15 protein-coding genes and 1 tRNA gene are annotated in these 19,285 nt (G+C 35.1%); 7 read left to right on the top strand and 9 right to left on the bottom strand.

The window, feature by feature from the left end; all coding sequences use genetic code 11:
• Position 1: 1 nt before the first annotated feature.
• Complete coding sequence (dapB, locus tag AACL20_RS04195) at positions 2 to 754, bottom strand: 4-hydroxy-tetrahydrodipicolinate reductase (protein ID WP_339051779.1); 753 nt, start codon at positions 752 to 754, stop codon at positions 2 to 4.
• 386 nt (positions 755 to 1,140) lie between these two features.
• On the opposite strand from dapB, the gene lpxK reads away from it, so the two are divergent.
• Complete coding sequence (gene lpxK, locus AACL20_RS04200) at positions 1,141 to 2,163, top strand: tetraacyldisaccharide 4'-kinase (RefSeq protein WP_339052675.1); 1,023 nt, start codon at positions 1,141 to 1,143, stop codon at positions 2,161 to 2,163.
• Here the strand turns inward: lpxK and AACL20_RS04205 are convergent.
• Both AACL20_RS04205 and AACL20_RS04210 read right to left on the bottom strand, forming a co-directional pair.
• Positions 2,138 to 2,743 (bottom strand): GNAT family protein, encoded by a 606-nt coding sequence (locus AACL20_RS04205; protein ID WP_339040204.1) that lies wholly within the window; start codon positions 2,741 to 2,743, stop codon positions 2,138 to 2,140. The genes lpxK and AACL20_RS04205 overlap by 26 nt on opposite strands.
• A 171-nt stretch (positions 2,744 to 2,914) precedes the next feature.
• A complete protein-coding gene (locus AACL20_RS04210) occupies positions 2,915 to 3,694 on the bottom strand; it encodes a fused MFS/spermidine synthase (RefSeq protein ID WP_339051780.1) in 780 nt (259 codons plus the stop codon).
• 182 nt (positions 3,695 to 3,876) lie between these two features.
• On the opposite strand from AACL20_RS04210, the gene typA reads away from it, so the two are divergent.
• A complete protein-coding gene (typA, locus tag AACL20_RS04215) occupies positions 3,877 to 5,691 on the top strand; it encodes a translational GTPase TypA (protein ID WP_339051781.1) in 1,815 nt (604 codons plus the stop codon).
• Between the two features lie 243 nt (positions 5,692 to 5,934).
• Here typA and AACL20_RS04220 read toward each other — a convergent pair whose 3' ends face one another.
• A complete protein-coding gene (locus AACL20_RS04220) occupies positions 5,935 to 6,207 on the bottom strand; it encodes a Txe/YoeB family addiction module toxin (RefSeq protein WP_339051782.1) in 273 nt (90 codons plus the stop codon).
• Positions 6,179 to 6,442 carry a type II toxin-antitoxin system Phd/YefM family antitoxin gene (locus tag AACL20_RS04225; RefSeq protein WP_339051783.1) on the bottom strand — a complete coding sequence of 88 codons (264 nt, stop codon included), beginning with the start codon at positions 6,440 to 6,442 and terminating at the stop codon, positions 6,179 to 6,181. Before AACL20_RS04225 ends, AACL20_RS04220 begins: the two co-directional genes overlap by 29 nt.
• A gap of 485 nt (positions 6,443 to 6,927) precedes the next feature.
• Here AACL20_RS04225 and AACL20_RS04230 point away from each other — a divergent pair, with 485 nt between their 5' ends.
• From AACL20_RS04230 to AACL20_RS04240, 3 genes are all read left to right on the top strand, one after another.
• Entirely contained in the window at positions 6,928 to 8,559 is a 1,632-nt protein-coding gene (locus tag AACL20_RS04230) for an ankyrin repeat domain-containing protein (protein WP_339051784.1), read from the top strand.
• A 21-nt stretch (positions 8,560 to 8,580) separates the two neighbouring features.
• A complete protein-coding gene (locus AACL20_RS04235) occupies positions 8,581 to 9,795 on the top strand; it encodes an IS256 family transposase (RefSeq protein ID WP_339051785.1) in 1,215 nt (404 codons plus the stop codon).
• A 90-nt stretch (positions 9,796 to 9,885) separates the two neighbouring features.
• A complete protein-coding gene (locus AACL20_RS04240; RefSeq protein ID WP_339052676.1) occupies positions 9,886 to 11,229 on the top strand; it encodes a gamma-glutamyl-gamma-aminobutyrate hydrolase family protein in 1,344 nt (447 codons plus the stop codon).
• Between the two features lie 873 nt (positions 11,230 to 12,102).
• On the opposite strand, the gene AACL20_RS04245 is transcribed toward AACL20_RS04240, so the two are convergent.
• From AACL20_RS04245 to rpsP, 3 genes are all read right to left on the bottom strand, one after another.
• Positions 12,103 to 12,178 (bottom strand) — tRNA-Lys (locus tag AACL20_RS04245).
• A gap of 512 nt (positions 12,179 to 12,690) precedes the next feature.
• A complete protein-coding gene (rimM, locus tag AACL20_RS04250) occupies positions 12,691 to 13,197 on the bottom strand; it encodes a ribosome maturation factor RimM (RefSeq protein ID WP_339051786.1) in 507 nt (168 codons plus the stop codon).
• Positions 13,198 to 13,442: 245 nt separating this feature from the next.
• Complete coding sequence (gene rpsP, locus AACL20_RS04255; protein ID WP_410519900.1) at positions 13,443 to 13,694, bottom strand: 30S ribosomal protein S16; 252 nt, start codon at positions 13,692 to 13,694, stop codon at positions 13,443 to 13,445.
• Positions 13,695 to 14,360: 666 nt separating this feature from the next.
• On the opposite strand from rpsP, the gene AACL20_RS04260 reads away from it, so the two are divergent.
• Positions 14,361 to 15,803 carry an amino acid permease gene (locus AACL20_RS04260; protein ID WP_339051787.1) on the top strand — a complete coding sequence of 481 codons (1,443 nt, stop codon included), beginning with the start codon at positions 14,361 to 14,363 and terminating at the stop codon, positions 15,801 to 15,803.
• A gap of 588 nt (positions 15,804 to 16,391) precedes the next feature.
• On the opposite strand, the gene fmt is transcribed toward AACL20_RS04260, so the two are convergent.
• Entirely contained in the window at positions 16,392 to 17,312 is a 921-nt protein-coding gene (gene fmt, locus AACL20_RS04265; protein ID WP_339052677.1) for a methionyl-tRNA formyltransferase, read from the bottom strand.
• A 174-nt stretch (positions 17,313 to 17,486) separates the two neighbouring features.
• On the opposite strand from fmt, the gene AACL20_RS04270 reads away from it, so the two are divergent.
• Positions 17,487 to 18,854 carry a M23 family metallopeptidase gene (locus AACL20_RS04270; protein WP_339051788.1) on the top strand — a complete coding sequence of 456 codons (1,368 nt, stop codon included), beginning with the start codon at positions 17,487 to 17,489 and terminating at the stop codon, positions 18,852 to 18,854.
• Positions 18,855 to 19,285 lie beyond the last annotated feature (431 nt).

Genomic DNA, 19,285 nt, shown 5'->3' on the forward strand with positions numbered 1-19,285 from the left:
TTTAAGCTATGATTATATCTTCTATTCCATAAATTCCTGGTAAAGGCTCGCTCTTTGACAGCCAGTCTAATATTTTTATTGCCCCTTTTGCAAACAGTGCTTTACTAAATGCTGTATGCTTTATAGAGATGGATTCATCAGCGCTTGTGAATGTGATCTCATGTTCTCCAAAGATGTTACCACTTCTTTGTGCCGCAACTCCTATTAGATTCTCTCCTCTTTTGCCATCATCTGCTCTGTATATCCCATATTGTAAATTATGTTCTCTCTTTTTAGTAGAAATTACATCAGATATTATAGAGTTTGCAGTGCCAGAAGGGCAGTCAAGTTTATTTCTGTGATGTTTCTCAAGTATATCTATGTCGTATGTAGAATCTAATGCTTTTGCAAGTTGTGTTGCGAGAAAGCGCTGCATATATGCCCCAAAACTGGTGTTTGGCACAATTACAATCTGCGTCTTTTTAGATAAAATATCAAGCTGAGACTTAATTTTTATCATTTCAAGACCAGTGGTACAAATTATCAAAGGTTTCGGAGTTCGTAATGCTTCTGCAATGACTTGCGCTGTTAAAGAATAATGCGAACAGTCTATGATATAATCGTTTTGTGTTAGTAAATTTTCTAGTGTTAAAGAATCTGATTCGCTGCGGCTGAAACACAACCCAAGTAGATAATCTTGATGTTTTTCTAATATTTCAAAAATTGCCGCACCAAATCTGCCTGACACGCCTATTATTCCTACTTTTTTCTTCATAACTCTATATTCTATGATTTGCTCAGTATTATTTCTGTAATATTTAGAGCGATTTATTGCATTTCTAGTAACGATTACAACATTATTGTATTGCAAGAATATACTGAAAAATAATATACTACAAGCCAGTTTAGAGTAAATGCATCTTATGGAAGTGGCGTGTAGTATTTGCTCTCGATGCAGTTGTTGAGTTGATATGAATTCAGACCGCTCATAAATAGAGCAATCTCATCAAATTCGCAGATAAAAGGCTGGATTTTTGCGCTGCGCGTATCAATTTTTAGCAAAAAGACTCTCGGTTTGCCATTTTATTACCAGTTCTGGCTTTAAGTGTCAAATCAACTTATTAACAAAGATTAGATGTAATAGACTTTTAATTGTTATACATGTATTTTCACTTATTTAAAGCTTCAATATATGGGAAGTTCTGGCGTATTAGAAGTGTTTGGCATACAGTACTCATGCCTCTTTCATGGCTTTACTACCTAGCTTATCTAATTCGCTATCATGTTCTTTCATTTCCAAAAAAAATAGAAAAACCAGTAATCTGCGTTGGCAACATTACTGTTGGTGGAGCAGGCAAAACAGAAGTGGCGCTTGCTCTTGGACGTCTCTGTCTAAAACTTAGATTGAGACCTGTATTTATAGCACATGGATATAATAGCGCGATTCGAGGAGATAAGGAATTTATAGTGGTGAATAGCAAGTTACATACCAGCGCAGATGTTGGTGATGAAGCTATTTTACTTGCGCAGCTTGCACCTACTTATATATCTAAAAACAGAGTTTTAGCTGCCAGAGCTGCAGCTAAAGAGGCAGATATATTGATATTTGACGATGGTATGCAGAATAATAAGTTAAAAAAGGACTTAGTATTTAGCGTAATTAACAGTGATTATCTTTTTGGGAATCAGCTATTGCTTCCCGTTGGCCCACTGCGCGAACCAATTATTGGTAGCATCGCAAGATCAGATTACTTTATATTTACCTATTGTGATGGTGTTTTAGATCAGTCAAGAAAAGAACTGCAGGCATTGTTTACAAGCAATAAACCAATAATGTATTTAAATACAGAAATATTAAATGCTGAACAAATCAAAGGTCGCTCTTTTGTTGCGATATGTGGAATAGCAAATCCAGCGAATTTTTTAAGAACTCTGCATTCTCTTAATATTACTGTGGTAGAACATTTCATATTCTCAGATCATCATCAGTATACCGAACAAGAGCTTGAAAGTGTTTGTTTAGTAGCGACAAAGTGTGACGTTAAGATCATCACAACAGCAAAAGACATAGCAAGAATTCCTCAAAAGTATCATGCATTCATTGAGGTTGTTCGTCTTTACAGCAACTTTCATGCAACAAAGGAGTTGTCAAAAACAATCATTGCCTTAACCAATCGTTCTTAAACAATACATAAGTTTCTATATCGACAAACTCTCCTCTGACTTTCCTGTATGCTTTCATGAGTGCTTCGCGAGTAAAGCCATGCTTTTCTAGAAATTTTTGCGATGCAATGTTATGCGTCATGGTTTTTGCTTCCATTCTGTGGATTTGCATATTTGTGAAGGCAAAATCAAGCACTTGTGACATAGTAGCACTCATAATTCCTCTTCTCCAATATTGACTCATAAGCTCATAGCTTATTTCAGCTCTATTGTTGTAGAAGCTCCAGCTGTTAAAACCTATAGTACCTATTAAGTTGTTTGTCTTTGCTTCTGCTATACACCAATAAATAGAATGTTTCATGTAAAATAACGAACTCCAAAATTTTATTTCTTCTATTGCAGCTTCAGGAGAGCGAGGGATATCTTCATCAGATAAATATTGACTCACATTTGGATCCGAAAGAAGCTGATAATACCTAATGTTATCAGCAAGCATAAGCTCACGCAAAATAAAATCTCCAAATCTGATAATTGGAAATTTTCTAAAAAACTTTTCTTTGTTTAATTGAGGTTGTGATGTCATTTCTTTGATATCTCTCATATTTCAAGCTCCAATGTCTGACTTATACAGCACTTTAACTTATACCAACACTAAGAAGAAATAAATTTATATATAGCTTTGCCATTTCATTTTATAATCTTTCTTATAAGAAAATTGATCCATAATTTCCATCTAAAATAGATATAATTGCAAATACTTTAGCTGAAATAGCTATTCTATAGTGAATTTTTTCAATAACAAGTCTGAGTCAATATCTAAACTACTAAACTTTTCTCTCCAAAGTTTGGCATTCATCGAAATAATGTCCATATTAAGTAATGGCTCTTTTGTTGCAAGTATCACACGATTTTGAGTACTTAAGCTCCAGAATTTACCGAAAATCGCATGATATAGCTCTGTTTCTCTTTCATAGTGTTTGCTACTTGTAAATGTGTTAACTGCAAGTATGCCACCATCTCTCATAATTTCCTTTAGCTGCATTACAAACTCTTTTTTTAAAAAATGATCAGGTATATAATCTTGATCAAATGCATCCATTATTATAAAATCGTAACCCTGTTTGTTATACTGCTGCGCTTTGTATCTGATAAATTCCGCTCCGTCCATAATGACTATGTTAGTTTTCTCAGTAGCATTGAAGAAAAAGTATTGTTTCGCTACGTATGGCATGTCACGATTTATCTCAACTATGTCAAGCGTGACATCAGGTAGCAAAGCAAGAATTGCTTTTGCTAGTGTTCCACCGCCAAGACCTATCATCAATACCTTTTTTGGTCCTGTGTTTATATAAAGAGCAGATAAAATTGATTTTTGATAATCGAATACTATTTTGTCTACATCAGCAAGCATTATACAGCTCTGTCTAGATAATCTACCAAGCCTCGGATCTTTAAATGATAGACACCTCTCTTTTGAGGTATCATAAATCCACATTTTGCCATGCTCGTTTTTTATAATGTCTATTACTTTTACTTCTGAACTAAAAAACATATACAATTCTTTGAACGAGAGAATTAATTGTGCAGCGCTTAACATTATAGTAAACGCAGCTATAAACTTTAGTGTTACATCTAATTTAAACATTTCATTCAAATCTATACTTGAAAATTATAACAGATTATATGATATTGTAGCTTACTCAATTTTTGGCCCAATCTAAAAGATGGAAGAATATGCAATTTAGAAATATAGCAGTGATTGCACACGTTGATCACGGAAAGACCACTTTGATAGACAACATGCTAAAGCAAAGCGGAACATTCAGGGCCAATCAAGTAGTTCAAGACCGAGTTATGGACTCAAACGAACTTGAGCAGGAAAGAGGAATTACAATCCTAGCCAAATGTACAGCACTTTTTTATGAAGATGTAAAGTACAATATTGTCGACACACCTGGGCATGCTGATTTTGGTGGAGAAGTAGAGCGCGTACTTTCTATGGTAGATGGTGTACTTTTGCTTGTTGATTCTTCAGAAGGACCAATGGCACAGACAAAATTTGTACTCTCAAAAGCCCTAGCGCTTGGGCTTAAACCAATTGTGATTGTCAATAAGGTTGATAGACCAGACAGAAGGGTTGTAGAGGTATTGAATGAAGTTTTTGACTTGTTTGTCAACCTTGATGCAACTGAGGAGCAGCTAGATTTTCCAGTATTATACGCATCAGGCAGAAGTGGTTGGGCAACCACAGAGCCAGAAACCACAGGTGTTGATTTGAAACCGCTTTTTCAAATGATTAAGGATAAGGTTTCTGAACCCAAAGTAGACAAAGATGCTCCATTTTCTATGCTTGCCAGCATTCTATCGTTTGACAATTATGTGGGACGCATACTTATAGGCAAGGTGTATAGTGGCTCAGCAAAAATTGGCACACCTATTAAGAGCCTCAATCTAAAGGGAGAACTAGTCGAAACTGGTAAGCTGACAAAACTATTTGGCTTTAAGGGTATAGAACGAGTAGTGATGGAAGAAGTTGAAGCTGGTGACATAGTTGCAATTGCAGGCATAGAAAAAACATCAGTTGCAGATACTATATGCATGCCAAGTGTAGCCTCTCCAATTCCATCGATTCCGATAGACCCGCCTACTATGTCAATTACAATATCTGTGAATGATTCTCCTCTAGCTGGACTTGAAGGAAGCAAAGTAACATCTCGAATGATTTTGGAGAGGCTACAAAAAGAAGCTGAGAGCAATGTTGCCATTACACTGAGTATTACATCGGGCGGTGAAAGCTTTGAAGTGGGTGGAAGAGGTGAATTGCAACTTGGTGTTTTAATAGAAACGATGAGAAGAGAGGGATTTGAGCTTTCTGTATCAAAGCCAAAAATACTATTCAAGAAGGATGAGAATGGTCAACTTTTAGAACCTATAGAAGAAGTAGTTCTTGATATAGATTCTGAGTTTACTGGTGTTGTGACAGAAAAAATATTAAGTCGCAAAGGTGAAATGCTTGAAATGAAACCTTCAAGTGGTGATAAAGTGAGACTGATTTTCTTGGTACCTTCTAGAAGTCTATTGGGTTATCAGAGCGAGTTTAGAAATGATACACGCGGTTCTGGTGTGCTGAGTCGTTTGTTCCATAGCTACCAGCCATGGAAAGGTGAAGTCGTATCGAGAAGAAACGGTGCGTTGATTTCAAATGCCCTTGGAGAAACTACTGCATATTCTTTATCTAGCCTCGAAGATAGAGGTTCTTTATTTGTTTCTGCAAGAACTAAAGTGTATCAAGGTATGATAGTTGGAGAACATAATAGAGAAAATGACCTCGAAGTGAATGTAATTCGCGGAAAACAGCTAACTAACATGCGTGCTTCTGGGTCAGATGAAAACATTAAGCTCACGCCACCAAAGCAGTTTACGCTAGAGGAGACAATTACATATATAAATGATGATGAGCTTGTAGAAGTCACACCTCTCAGTGTTAGACTGAGAAAGAGGTGGCTTGACCCGAATGAAAGAAAGAGATTTTCTAAAACTTCTTCCTGAAGATATCAATCAAAATACAAAAGCCAAATGCTATTTTGATTGACGTACTAAATTAAAATATCCCTGTTCTCAGCAGATTGAGCGGCAACTATACAAAGGTTTTATACCAGCTCCCACAAATAACAGCATATATGGGCAAGTATTTTTTAGAAAATTTAGTCTATCCATCAAAAATTGATTTGCGCAGCAAATCAGTTTTTGGCGGATGGAGTGTTCTATTATTTGCGTGGGTATTCTCGCAGCTTAATAAGCCTGGCAATGAAATCTGCATTGAATGACAAATACTGTCATATCGCCTGCGATCAAATATACAATTCTATGTTTTGTATCGATTCTGCGAGACCATATATTTTTTTCCTTATATTTTAATCGCTCTGGCTTTCCTATACCAAAACTTGGATTTATTTTTACGATCTCTACTAGAGAAAAAATCCTTTTTAATATCAATTTGTTATTTTGCTTCCAATAAGCTAAATCTTTTTGAGCTTCAGGAGTCCATATAATCTTGTAGCTCAATTTCTTTCCCCTCCTTATTCTCAGCTTGATCTAGTCCTTCTAAAAAAGCTTTCGTATTCGCATTTGTGCTAAAAATATAGGCAGTCTCCAGTAAACTTTCATATTCTTTAGCATCGATCATAACTATTTCTTTACCATTCTGACGCTTAATGTATACAACTTCTGCATCATTCACAATGGTATCAAGTATAGAACTTAGGTTCTGTCTTGCATATGTATAAGTGACTTTTTCCATTCAAGGTATCCATTCAATATTGTACAATATTTGCCGCTATTTGCAAAGTGATTATAATACCAACTCCTGCAAATAACAGAATATATGGAGAAGAAGCATATAGAGTATAAGTTGTACATGAAATATATGAAATACATGAATATCCTGAAAGTCTAATGTACAATCAATACATAACAAGTAATCTTTAAGGAGCGAATTTTGACAAGTATAACGAGTATATCTATCTTTATATGCGATTTATTAAGCTAGTCTGTCATAAATCTCGAGCACCACTATATCTATTCCGCAAAATAAGCGTATTAAAGAGATATCCATACAATATATATATTTATCACTTGACTATAAACATAAATAAGATCACAATACGCATCCTTAAAAATAATGAGTTAACAAAATCATAGTAATATCTCATGATTCTCATGAAATCTTGCTATTCTATATAATTCATACATAAGATAAAATTTAACATAATAAAAACAATCAATATGGAAAATGTTAAAGCGATTTTAGAAGCGCTAACCTCTGGCAGATTTGGAGTAGCATTCAAACTATTAACCGGCGATATAAGATTTAATATAGATGGAATGGCAAGCTGTATTAGAGACTTTGATAACGAGGTTGTAGAATTTTATATAGAAAGTGGAAGAAAGCTTTATGATAGCGCTCTACCACATGCTATACGCGTAAATAATAATTATATAGCTAAACTTTTGCTGCAAAAAAAATATCAGATAGATGAGTATGACATCATAGCCGCAGCTAATATGAAGAACGAAGAGTTACTTGAGCTATTAATAAAATTTGATGCTAAAGCAGGAGAATATGCATTACAAACCGTCATTTCGCGCGATAATATAGAAAGCGCTAAGCTATTAATAAAACATGGCGCAAAAATAAGGAAGGACGCACTGGAAGATGCAGTTTATCACAATAATAAGAAGAAAGTTGAGCTATTAATGCAATATGACGCTAAGATAAGTGAAGAAGCACTAAAATATATAAGCGTTTTCACCAGTAAAGAAGTAGTTGAGCTATTAATACAAAACGGCGCTAAGATAACTGAACTAGCACTCGAAAATGCAATTTCTAAGCACAGTAAAAAAGAGATAATTGAGCTATTAATACAACATGGCGCTAAGATAAGTGAAAAAGCACTCGAAAATGCAACTCGTAGAAATAATAAAGAGATAATTGAGCTATTAATACAAAACGGCGCTAAGATAACTGCGAAAGCATTCGAAAATGCAGTGTGTAATTACAATCATGAAGATACAATTGAGCTATTAATACAAAACGGCGCTAAGATAACTGCGAAAGCACTGGAATACACAGCTCATTACAACAGAAAAGAAGTTGCAAAGCTATTAATACAACATGGCGCTAAGATAAATGAACTGACACTAGAATATGCAACTTATGACACCACTAAGACAATAGTTGAGCTATTAATAGAGCATAGCACCAAGATAAGTGAGCGCGCACTCGAAAACGTAGCTTCTCAGTACTGCAGAAAAGAAGTTGCTGAGCTGTTATTAAAACACGGCGCTAAGATAACTGAGAAAGCACTCGAAAATGCGGTTTATAGAGATAGTATAGAGATAGTTGAGCTATTAATACAACATGGCGCGAAGATAAGTAAAAAAGCACTCGAAAATGCAGTGTATAACAAAAAGAGGGAGATAGTGAAGCTATTAATACAACATGATGACGCCAAGATAAGTGAGCGTGTACTAGAAAATGCAGTTGACAACAATAATAAGCGGATAGTTGAGCTATTAATACAATATGGCGCTAAGATAAGTGAGAAAGCACTCGAAAATGCAACTGATAGAGGCAATATAAAGATAGTTGAGCTATTAATACAAAACGGCGCTAAGATAAGTGAGAAAGCACTCGAAAATGCAGTTTACAACAATAATAAGGGGATAGTTGAGCTATTAATACAACATGGCGCTAAGATAAGTGAGAAAGCACTCGAAAATGCAATCAATATAAATAATCAAGAGATAGTTGAGCTATTAATACAATATGGTGCTAAGATAAGTGAGAAAGCACTCGAAAATCGAGTCTTTATCAAAGATTGTGTAAATTATAGTAGAGCCTATATTTGGAATTAATAAAGAATATAGGTAATTAGAATGAAGACAGAAAAGAATAAGAAAATAAATGAAGCGATAGATTTACTGATAGAAGGAGGAGCGGATTTAAAGACAGTACTGAAGCAGGATGGATTGATTAAGGAATTAACGAAGAGTATTTTGGAGAGAGCCTTGCAGGCAGAAATGTCTGAACACTTAGGTTATAACAAATATGATAGGTCTGAAACTGAGAATTGCAGGAATGGTCATTATAATAAGAATTTGATTACTGAGAATGGCAGTATCGAGTTAAATATTCCGCGAGATAGAGAAGGTAAATTTGCACCTGTAATTGTCTCCAAGAATCAAACAAGAATAGATGGTTTAGATCAAAAGATAATATCTCTGTATGCCAAGGGGATGAGTTTGTCTGATATCAAGATCCAATTACAAGAATTATATGGAGCAGAAGTTAGTGAGAGTTTAATTAGTAGGGTTACAGATGATGTAATTGATGAGGTTAGAATTTGGCAGAGTAGACCTCTTGAACCATTATATCCTATAGTATATTTTGATTGTTTAATAGTTAAGGTAAGGCAAGATAAACAGATAATTAATAAATCAGTATATGTTGCGCTGGGTATAGATTTACAGGGCCGGAAAGATATTTTAGGATTATGGATAAGTGAGAATGAAGGATCTAAATTCTGGCTTAGTAATTTTACTGAATTGAAGAATCGAGGATTAAAAGATATATTAATTGCCTGTAGTGATAACCTGACTGGTATGTCTGAAGCTATATGCGCAAGTTATCCCAAAACTGAGCATCAGCTTTGTATAGTACATCAAATTAGAAATAGCCTGAAGTATGTATCATATAAAGACAGAAAATTATTGGCATCAGATTTAAAGCTTATTTATAGCTCTGCTACTGAAGATGAAGCGCATCTTGCCCTAGAATCTTTTGATAAGAAATGGAGTAAACGATATCCACATATAGCAAAATCCTGGTATAATAATTGGGAGAATCTTGTAATATTTCTGCAATATCCAGAGAGTATCCGTAAGATAATTTACACTACAAATGCTATAGAATCGCTGAATAGTCAGTTGAGAAAAGTTACAAGAAATAAGCGTGTTTTCCCAAATGATGATTCGGTATTCAAGGTTTTATACCTAACGATTGATTATATTACCAAAAAATGGACCATGCCTATCTCTAACTGGAATGAAGCTATGGCTCATTTTATAATCAAATTTGATGGGAGATTTTAATGGCTCTAAAAAATTTACACAATCAATGAGAAAGACCCCGAAAATGAATTTGTATTAGAAAAGTCTATCTCTCATAAAAGCACAAAATTAATCGAGCTATCACTCAAACATCTTGGAAAAGCTACTAAAAATGCAGTGTGTACTGCTGCTAAAAAAAATGACATCCCAATACTTAAACTTTTGCTTGAATACGAAGGGCAAGTTAGTGAGTGCGCTTTAAATAAAGCGATTGATAATAACCACACCGAAATGGTAGAGCTATTGCTTGAAAAAGGAGCTAAAATTGGAATAACATCTATTAAAAATGCTATTGGCTTACAAAATCCTCAAATGCTTCAATTACTTGTTAACAAAAACAAAGCAGCAGCTGCGTGTCTATTACATGAAGGAAATGAGCAGCAAAAAAACACACTTTTAAATATAAATTTCAAATATAATGCAGAAGATTTTGATGATAACGCAAGAATGAAATGCGCTCTAAGTCTTAGAAAATCACAGCAGGTGCAAGACTTATTTCAACAAGGCGTAGCAATTCCAGGCACTCTAGTTGGAATCACCCATATATTAGGCGAATGGTCTTCAAACATTTTACAAGCAGCACTTCATATAGCAAGCCTAAATGATGAAATGTATGTACTACCAATATCTAATGAACAAAGAAGTGATATTAACTTCCTGCAACGGTTTGACGGGCTCATTAACCCTGGCGCTGGAGATAGCTTCCCACGAGATATAGAGTTTGGCATAGAGCAATTTAGTATGAATGATACAGAAAAGATGTACCAAACTGCTCTAGAAGTATCTAACAAAACTGGAGCACCATATCTAGGAATATGTTCGGGGTCGCAACATCTAATATTAAATAAAGGCGGAAAACTAAAGGAAGTTCAAGGCTACAAAGGTGGCAATCACAAAGCAACCTTTATAGAAGGAACATTTTCTCATTTTTCTGCGTTATCTCAAATTGAACAAGAAAATACGCTTAAAAACTGCGAATTTGCTAAAATTTCCTTGAAGATTGATACTGCGCATCGATATGCAGGAGTCAAAGATCAGTTAGCAGGCGTTAAACTTGGCGCCGTTTCCGAGGAGGGCGTTGTACAATCAACAGCTTCTGTAACGGGGCAGCTTGGCATTCAATTTCATCCAGAGAATTTTTATAATGACAATTATAGAAGCACATTGCTAATAAACAACTTCTTTGAACGAATCAATGAATATGCAAAATTGATGTCTTATGCTCAAAAACATGGCTTGCCTGTTGAAAAAGCACAAGTCAATTTTCAACAAGCATACCAAATGCTAAACCATAAATTAGAAGAATGCGTTTCGCATCCACAATCGCAAGCTGACTTCTATCCTGAGTTCAATAATACACCTGCGGTTCATTTCTTAGATGAGTTTTATAAAATAATGTTTAATTTCGAAGGATAGGCGCTTAAAATTAAATATCATGATTTATTTATAATAAATTTGGCAAGATACAGGATGATAAATACATAAAAAAACCTTGCCAATTCCTTGTATACCGCAGGTAAATAAAGAGTTGGCATTTCATATCTTGATACGAAGCTATATTTTAAAAAGAACCAAAAAGAACGCAAAGAGCATATGTATAATCACACATAACAAGCGATCTTTAGGCGCAAATTTTTGAAATATAGCTAGTCCATCCGCCAAAAATTGATATATGCAAACACTACTTTCACAAAATCCGTAAGGTTTTTGCATTTATTATAACATTTTCTTACGGATTTAAAGCGCTATTTTGACACTTGTGGCACCATTTCATGCCACTTCTGAAACTTTTGGTGCACGCACTAGGAATAATAGAGGCGCATGTGTATACATAACACACAAATAGCATTTTTTGACTGACGATGCCAATTTTGAAAAGTATGACGAGTATATAGTCTGTTCGACACTTGTAAATACTACTTAACAAAATCCATAAGGTTTTTGGCAATTTTGCCACTCCTTCTACTGGACTTTCGGTACAGCATAATTTTGGCAGGCCAACATAAATCCTCCGCTTCTTAGGAAGTGATGATGCATGCACAACGCTAGTATATACTCTCTCTACATATAATCTGATGTATTGAATACTTGTTGTATAAAGCAAATAACTTCCCTACATCTTGTGATCATAAGCACTGATAACTATGAGAACGATATTGTAAGCAATACATAGAAAATATAGAAAATAGTATTAGTACTTTTATTATCTTTTGCTGATAAATTTCATTAATACTTACTATAAGGATTTTCTAACCTGATTGAGAAATATTTGCAGCATACTAAAAAAGGTGGTGATCCCGACGCGATTCGAACGCGTGACCTACTGATTAAAAGTCAGTTGCTCTACCGGCTGAGCTACGGGATCACAAATAAAAAGCTTGGCTATCGAAGGCCATGAGTAAACAACAAAATAAGGAACCCCTTAGCTTAAACTATAGAATTCCAGGTAAGCTAGCAGAAAAACAAAGGCTGCAGCATACACCACGAAAGTTGGCTCCTCCGTCAAAAATTGATCTGCTGCGCAAATAAATTTTTGCAGAAAATTAAATATACAAAAATTAGCTCTAGGCACAACCCTGCGCTAATTTTCAGATATATAATTTATCATGCACCTAACAAATACTAATACTACTTAACAAAATCCATAAGGTTTTTGGCAATGTTGCCGTTTTCTCTACTGGATTCCTATGTGGTACATTTGCTTACAACCAACATAAATTCTGCATTTCAAGAATTATGACGCAACGAAAAGTTAAGCACCATTCTCCATAAAAAAACAAACGCCAGCATAAAACTGCAAAGCTTACAACAGCCCCTGTTTACTGGACGCGCAAAAAATACTGTATATCACAGACATACAAAAAGCGCAAAACATTTTTACTCAATTACCTCATCCACAGACTCAAGCACAAGGTACCGCCCTTCTAAATTCACCTCTGGCACAAAAACTCTGGTGAATGGGTGATATAATGTTCTCTCAGAAGTGATATCACATATCTCAAGAAGATCGCCAGCACCAAAGTTAAACACATTCTTCACTATACCAATAGACTCACCACTAGTGAGCTTAGCAGTCATACCACAAAGATCTGCATGATAGAATTGATCCTGCTCAGTCACAGGAAGCTCCGAACGTTTAATAAAGAGCTGCTTATTGCAAAGCTTTTCAGCCTGAGCTCTAGAGTTAACACCCTCTATTGCTGCAATAATCTTGTTGTTTCTGGAAGAAATTATTTGCAGCTTGTACTCCATCATATCTCTATCGAACACCCGACTAAAGCTCATAAAATCCTCAGGATTCTCAGCAAACGAGCATATCCTAACGTAACCCTTTACACCATAGACGGCAGTAATAATGCCGATACAAATATCAAAATTGTTCATTTCAACTCAATTAAAGCACATAAGCAAAAAGAACTTCCCAAGCAATAAAACAAGGAAGTAACCTCCAGCTCTCCACATCTTTCTCATGACTAGTTAAGAAATTGCCTAAAAAGAAGAGCTTTCAACACAAGTACAAAAACAGCACAGATCTTCTATAATACGCCAGATCAACAACGAAACACTGATTTATAAAAATTGAAATACCACTTTCAGCAAACAATGGTTAGCACAAAACCAGAAAACAACTATATCACAGCTAATTTTTTACAAAACTTCTGAACAACCTCAGTCGGCTTAGCACCAACAGAAAGCCAATGTTTTACTCTATCACTTTTGAGAACAACGCGTTCACTATGATCACTAGGAAGCAATGGGTTATAATAACCTACTTTCTCTAAGAAATTGCTATCTCTCGGAGAACGAACATCCGTAACAACCACATGATAGAACGGCCTCTTCTTTGCGCCAGCTCTAGCTAATCTTATCTTTACAGCCATATAGCAACTAATCTAAATTCACTACAAATTCCAAAATGGACCAAGTCGATTATTAAATGAGTTTTTATGATTTGTAAAGCCCTTTGGCACTGCAATCATAAATTAACTTTCATAATCAAAACAAGAGTATGTCACATAAAGCTCATAAAACGCCACATCGCAAAAGATTCATGTATCTTTTATAAATGCATTTTAACGCATTCACCATAACTCTTTATACAACTTAAACTAAATGATACAGAAAAGCAAACTATAAGCAAAAGAAAAGATAACGCTCAACAACGAAGCTAAATCACACAACGCTAAGACTGCACATCAAACTTAAATAAAAGACTAAAACAAAATAACATCAACATAAACATCACTTTAAATATGCATATCATCATAAGTATGATGATATATCACACACCTTGCCATATAATTCAATATTTATCATATTAATCGTAAAAATATGCAAAAAAAATACTGTCATTACAATTTATAAAAACCAATATTTAAGCGCAAAATAAATCATTAAAAATCATGCAATGTTTTTTTAACATTCGCCGATCATTTGCTCATATAAACTAGGCACAGGAAAAGTTGAAATCAGTATAATGATTGACTATGAAATATTACGGGTGTAATTAAATTGCTTTAGTTCAATATAAAAATATGATTGCATAAGTGAAACAATACTTTAAACGTAAATCTATCAAAGATTTATTATCTCAAGCTGAAAGTTCGAAAGATCTTGAGCGTTCTTTAAACGGTTGGCAGCTTATCCTTCTTGGAATAGGCGCAATCATCGGAGCAGGAATATTTGTATTAACCGGAGAAGCTGCTAGCCAGCACGCTGGACCTGCTATCATTCTTTCTTTTGCAATAAGCGGTGCTGCCTGTGTATGCGCCGGTCTCTGTTATGCTGAACTTGCCTCCACAATACCAGTTTCAGGGAGTGCTTACACCTATATATACGCAACGCTTGGAGAGCTTCCTGCATGCATTATGTCAGGACTTATGCTGCTTGGCAGCTTTCCAATAATAGCATCAGTTGCTGGTGGATGGTCTGGTTATACACTAAGTTTCCTTGCTGATTTTGGCATTATAATACCCGCAAGACTCACAGCAGTTACAGGGCAAATGGTAACTCTAGCAGATGGAACTGAGGCTCCTGCTCTATTTGATCTACCAGCACTTTTTATAGTCTTGTCACTAAGTACATTATTGTGTTTTGGTGCACAAACTTCAGCTTGGGTAAACTCTGTGATAGTCTTTATCAAAATGTCTGTTTTAATTGCTTTCGTTATACTCGGCGCATTTAGTGTTGATCCAAGCAATTGGGTGCCATTCATCCCTGAAAATACAGGCGAGTTTGGAAAATTCGGATTTTCAGGCGTGATAGCTGGTGCTTCGATTGTATTTCTTGCATATAATGGATTCGATTCTGTTGCAACTGCTGCACAGGAGACAAAAAATCCACAGCGTGATCTCCCAATTGGGATACTAGGCTCTCTGTTAGTGTGCACAATTGCATATGTTCTAGTGTCTGCTGTTTTGACCGGCATTGTTCCATATAACGAATTTAAAGGTGCTCAACCAATAGCACTCGCAGTCGATAGAATGAATATGCCTTGGTTCTCTTTTGCTGTAAAAGTTTGCGCAATCTCAGGTCTTACTTCGGTGATACTAGTAATGCTTTATGGCCTTGCTAGAATCCTTTTTACTATCGCAAAAGACGGTTTATTGCCAGATGTACTAACCATATGCCATAAAAAGTATAAAACGCCTTACATAAGTACAATGATTGCAGGCTCTGTAATCTCTGTAATTGGAGCAACAGTACCACTCGATACATTAGTAAAACTCTCAAACTTTGGAGTGCTTTGCTCATTTGCTATTACATGTTTTGCTGCTTTATATCTTCGTTATACGCAGCCAAATATTGAAAGAGCCTTTAAGTGCCCTATGATGCCTTGGATTCCACTCCTTGGAATCATTCTTCTTATTCAGATTATTGCTGGATTACCTATAGAAACTTATATAGAAGCTGCTTGCTGGATGGTGTTTGTACTACTTTTATACTTTTTATATGGCAGATCTAATAGCAAATTGCAAAACTGTGCGTAGAGAACCTAAAAATGCGCCAATAAATGGCGCATTTTGCAATGCTTTTGTAGAGCTTTTAATTAGTATATTGAATAGAAGAAGATTATATAGCTAGTTGTTTTATCCCTTGAAGTAATGGTTAGGATTTTTTAATATAAATTGCCAAGGAGTATTGCCTTTAATGGCTTTAAGTAGTTTTGCAAAGTTATAAGCCATCAGATAAGCATTTATTACCTAGTTAATTTCTTCGCAAATATTATAACATACAACTCAGAAATTAACTCATACTATAAAAAATCATACCCTTAAAATTCACGCGTGTGCACTTACTTGAGCGCAGAGCCTAACAAAATCCATAAGGTTGGACAATTTACCTCTGCAAAATATGCTCTTTGAGGCCTTAGATGCGAATTTTCATTAATAAAATTCGCAAAAAGTACACTTGTCCATGTTGAAGCCTTTAGCTTCAACAAAAGATCTTTCTACATGCTAATATTCCGCCTCAATTAAAAAAATTTTTTTACTCTTTACGGATAGGCTAATAAAGATTTTTAGCGCATAAAACTTTTCACGTGAAACTACAGTTTGTACCTTTCTCGCTTAGATTTGTTATTGCAAAACTACACCAGCTACTATTTTATAACCCCTCAAAAACGCATCTGTATATATCATTTTCCGTCCTTGTCGCTGTAGTAATTTTGGTATCAGAATTCCACCATTGCATGCTATCTTTAAATTACTATCTAACACTTTCCCAAATTGCTCTCCATGCTCAATTTTAGTATAATCTGCTGCTATAATTTTTATTATCTCTCCATTGTATACAAAATGCGCTCCTGGTTTCGGACTTAATGCTCTAATTTTATTGCAAATCATTTTCACATCTTGATTCCAATCAATTTTTTCCTCTTTATAGTCGATTTTCTCAGCATATGTAACACCAACTTCTGATTGTTTTTGTAAAACTGCTCTATCATTCTCAAACAATCCTATCGCTTCAATTAACATATCAGCACCAAGCTGAGCCATTTTGTCATGCAATTCTTTACCAGTAATATCATCACTCAAATGTATCCCATGTCTTAATATTATGTCTCCAGTATCAAGCCCTGAGTCCATCTGCATTATACACATTGCTGTTTTAGTATCTCCAGCAAGCAAAGTACGCTGAATTGGAGACGCTCCCCGCCATCTTGGAAGATCTGATGGATGTATATTGACAAAACCAAATTTTGGAATTCTTAATATATCTTCTGGTAGTATCAAGCCATATGCTGCAACTACACCTATATCAGGAGACAAAGACCTTAACCTTTCAATCTCTAAATCATTACGCAAAGTTTTTGGAGTTAATACTGGAATGTTATAAGACTCTGCCACTCTGTGAATCAAAGACTTTGATTCATTCATGCTCCTACCAGATTGAGATGGTGGTTTTGTATATACAGCAGTAATGTTATGCTTAGACTCTATCAAGCTTAGTAATGCAGGCTCAGCAAACAGCGGAGTCCCCATAAACACTATATTCATATGATTTTTTCCATAAAAGGAGTGATTTAAAACATCAGGCGAATAGTAAAATGTCACGATAGAAAATTCAACAATTTGTATATCATATTATTATTAAATACTTGATTTTAATGTTAAAAGTTTATATGTTGCTATTATGTGATATTATTTAGTTTCTGGTTAAACAGTTAAACAATGCAAACTGCGTTTAGAATAGATAAGTACCATTTTGTTTTAATAGTGATAGCCGCTATTTCTTTGCTGTATAACATATTGCCAAGGAGTGCTCGCGAAGATCTTTCTCTACTTTCACTTGTCTTAAGTGAGATGAGTTATGGCGCCGGTGAACAAGAAATGGAAGAACTTGAAATTGATGCGAAAGACGCAGCAAAGAGTAGTAAGTTTGTAGTTGATGGGTTTAAAACTACTGTAACACTCTCTCCTGGTGATACGATGTCTCAGATTCTGAAGGATATAGGAGTGACCCAGAACAGTGCTTTTCTTATCACAAGTGCTATAAATAAAGTGTTTAAGTTGTCTTCTATCAAAGCTGGAGAAAAGGTAGAATTAGTTGCTTATAATGAGAAAGATGAAGCTGTTACTACTAATGGCTCACCAAATTCTATTTTTATCTCATTCCAAGACAAAAAGATTAGAGTGAAATATAATACAGCACTTCAGTCTTATATAGCAGAAGTTCTTTCTATTCCAACAACTCTACAAAAACGTTTGGTATCTGGCGTTGTGAATAGCACATTTCTTGGAGCTGCTAGAAAAGGTGGTCTTTCTGGGACATTAGCAGCTGAATTCACCAGGATGTTTAGTTATGATGTGGATTTTCAGCGCGACCTTGAGAACGGAACAAAGTTTAAAATACTATATGATGTACACGTAAACGATAAAGGCAATAAAGTCAAAGATGGAGCAATACAGTATGCGGCTCTTAATATTAAAGGAAGATTGATCGAAATTTATAGATACGATTTAGTAGACGGAAAAGCTGAATACTTTTATAAAGATGGATCCAGCATAAGAAAAGCTCTATTGAAGACGCCTGTGAAGAGTGCTGTTATTAGTTCTGGCTACGGCATGAGGAAACATCCTATACTTGGCTATTCCAAAGTACATAGAGGCCTTGACTACGCTGCACCGACTGGAACTCCTGTTTTTGCCGCAGGTGATGGTATTATTGAATCTGTCAAGAGCCATAATACATATGGTAAATATATAAAGATTAAGCATAGCAGCAAGTATGCTACTTTATATGCTCATTTGCATAAGTTTTCAAATACTGCAAAGGTTGGTAGCAAAGTCAAACAAGGAGATATTATAGGATACGTTGGCGCAACTGGCCTTGCAACTGGTCCGCATTTGCATTATGAAGTACATGTTGATGGTAAGCAAGTGAACCCTTCTAAGGTGAGTGTTGTGCGCGATTCTGTGTCACTTGATAAGAAGCAGATGTTAACATTTCTAGCAAGGCAACGTACTATCCTTCAAATTATGAATGATCCTTCTTATCTAACAGTTTCTAAATCTACTTCTTCAGACTCACTGTCGTAAATCTTAGCATAAACTTAGTTATTACTTTCTAAATGTGCTTTAATTCATATTTTTGATCTATACTTAATTTGCTGTAATTGTCACCATATTCTGACTTTAACTTGACGGTATGATTAGGCACTGCGCTCAAGTAAATGCACGCGAGAATATTTTAACGGCATGACTTTTTTAATTTCTGAATTAAATATTATATATATTTGCGAAGAAATGAATGAAGTAATATATAGTTGACGTTTCCTTATAATACTCAGTCTATCAGCCAAAAATTGATTTGCGCACGCAAATCAATTTTTTTTTGCGGAGAAGTTAAATGTACAAAAATTAGCCTTTAGAACTGCCATGCGCTAATTTTCGAATATATTAATTCTCCTATGCCTAGCAAATACTAAGTTTGCAAAATCCGTAAGGCTTTTGTGTTTATTATAATACTT

Origin of the sequence: Candidatus Lariskella endosymbiont of Epinotia ramella (assembly GCF_964019805.1) — a bacterium.
GTDB lineage: Bacteria > Pseudomonadota > Alphaproteobacteria > Rickettsiales > Midichloriaceae > Lariskella.

Excerpts from the sequence above, each read along its gene's own strand:
- dapB (WP_339051779.1), bottom strand. The coding sequence starts at position 754 with ATGAAGAAAAAAGTAGGAATAATAGGCGTGTCAGGCAGATTTGGTGCG.
- lpxK (WP_339052675.1), top strand. The coding sequence starts at position 1,141 with ATGTATTTTCACTTATTTAAAGCTTCAATATATGGGAAGTTCTGGCGT.
- AACL20_RS04205 (WP_339040204.1), bottom strand. The coding sequence starts at position 2,743 with ATGAGAGATATCAAAGAAATGACATCACAACCTCAATTAAACAAAGAA.
- AACL20_RS04210 (WP_339051780.1), bottom strand. The coding sequence starts at position 3,694 with ATGTTTTTTAGTTCAGAAGTAAAAGTAATAGACATTATAAAAAACGAG.
- typA (WP_339051781.1), top strand. The coding sequence starts at position 3,877 with ATGCAATTTAGAAATATAGCAGTGATTGCACACGTTGATCACGGAAAG.
- AACL20_RS04225 (WP_339051783.1), bottom strand. The coding sequence starts at position 6,442 with ATGGAAAAAGTCACTTATACATATGCAAGACAGAACCTAAGTTCTATA.
- AACL20_RS04230 (WP_339051784.1), top strand. The coding sequence starts at position 6,928 with ATGGAAAATGTTAAAGCGATTTTAGAAGCGCTAACCTCTGGCAGATTT.
- AACL20_RS04235 (WP_339051785.1), top strand. The coding sequence starts at position 8,581 with ATGAAGACAGAAAAGAATAAGAAAATAAATGAAGCGATAGATTTACTG.
- rimM (WP_339051786.1), bottom strand. The coding sequence starts at position 13,197 with ATGAACAATTTTGATATTTGTATCGGCATTATTACTGCCGTCTATGGT.
- rpsP (WP_410519900.1), bottom strand. The coding sequence starts at position 13,694 with ATGGCTGTAAAGATAAGATTAGCTAGAGCTGGCGCAAAGAAGAGGCCG.
- fmt (WP_339052677.1), bottom strand. The coding sequence starts at position 17,312 with ATGAATATAGTGTTTATGGGGACTCCGCTGTTTGCTGAGCCTGCATTA.
- AACL20_RS04270 (WP_339051788.1), top strand. The coding sequence starts at position 17,487 with ATGCAAACTGCGTTTAGAATAGATAAGTACCATTTTGTTTTAATAGTG.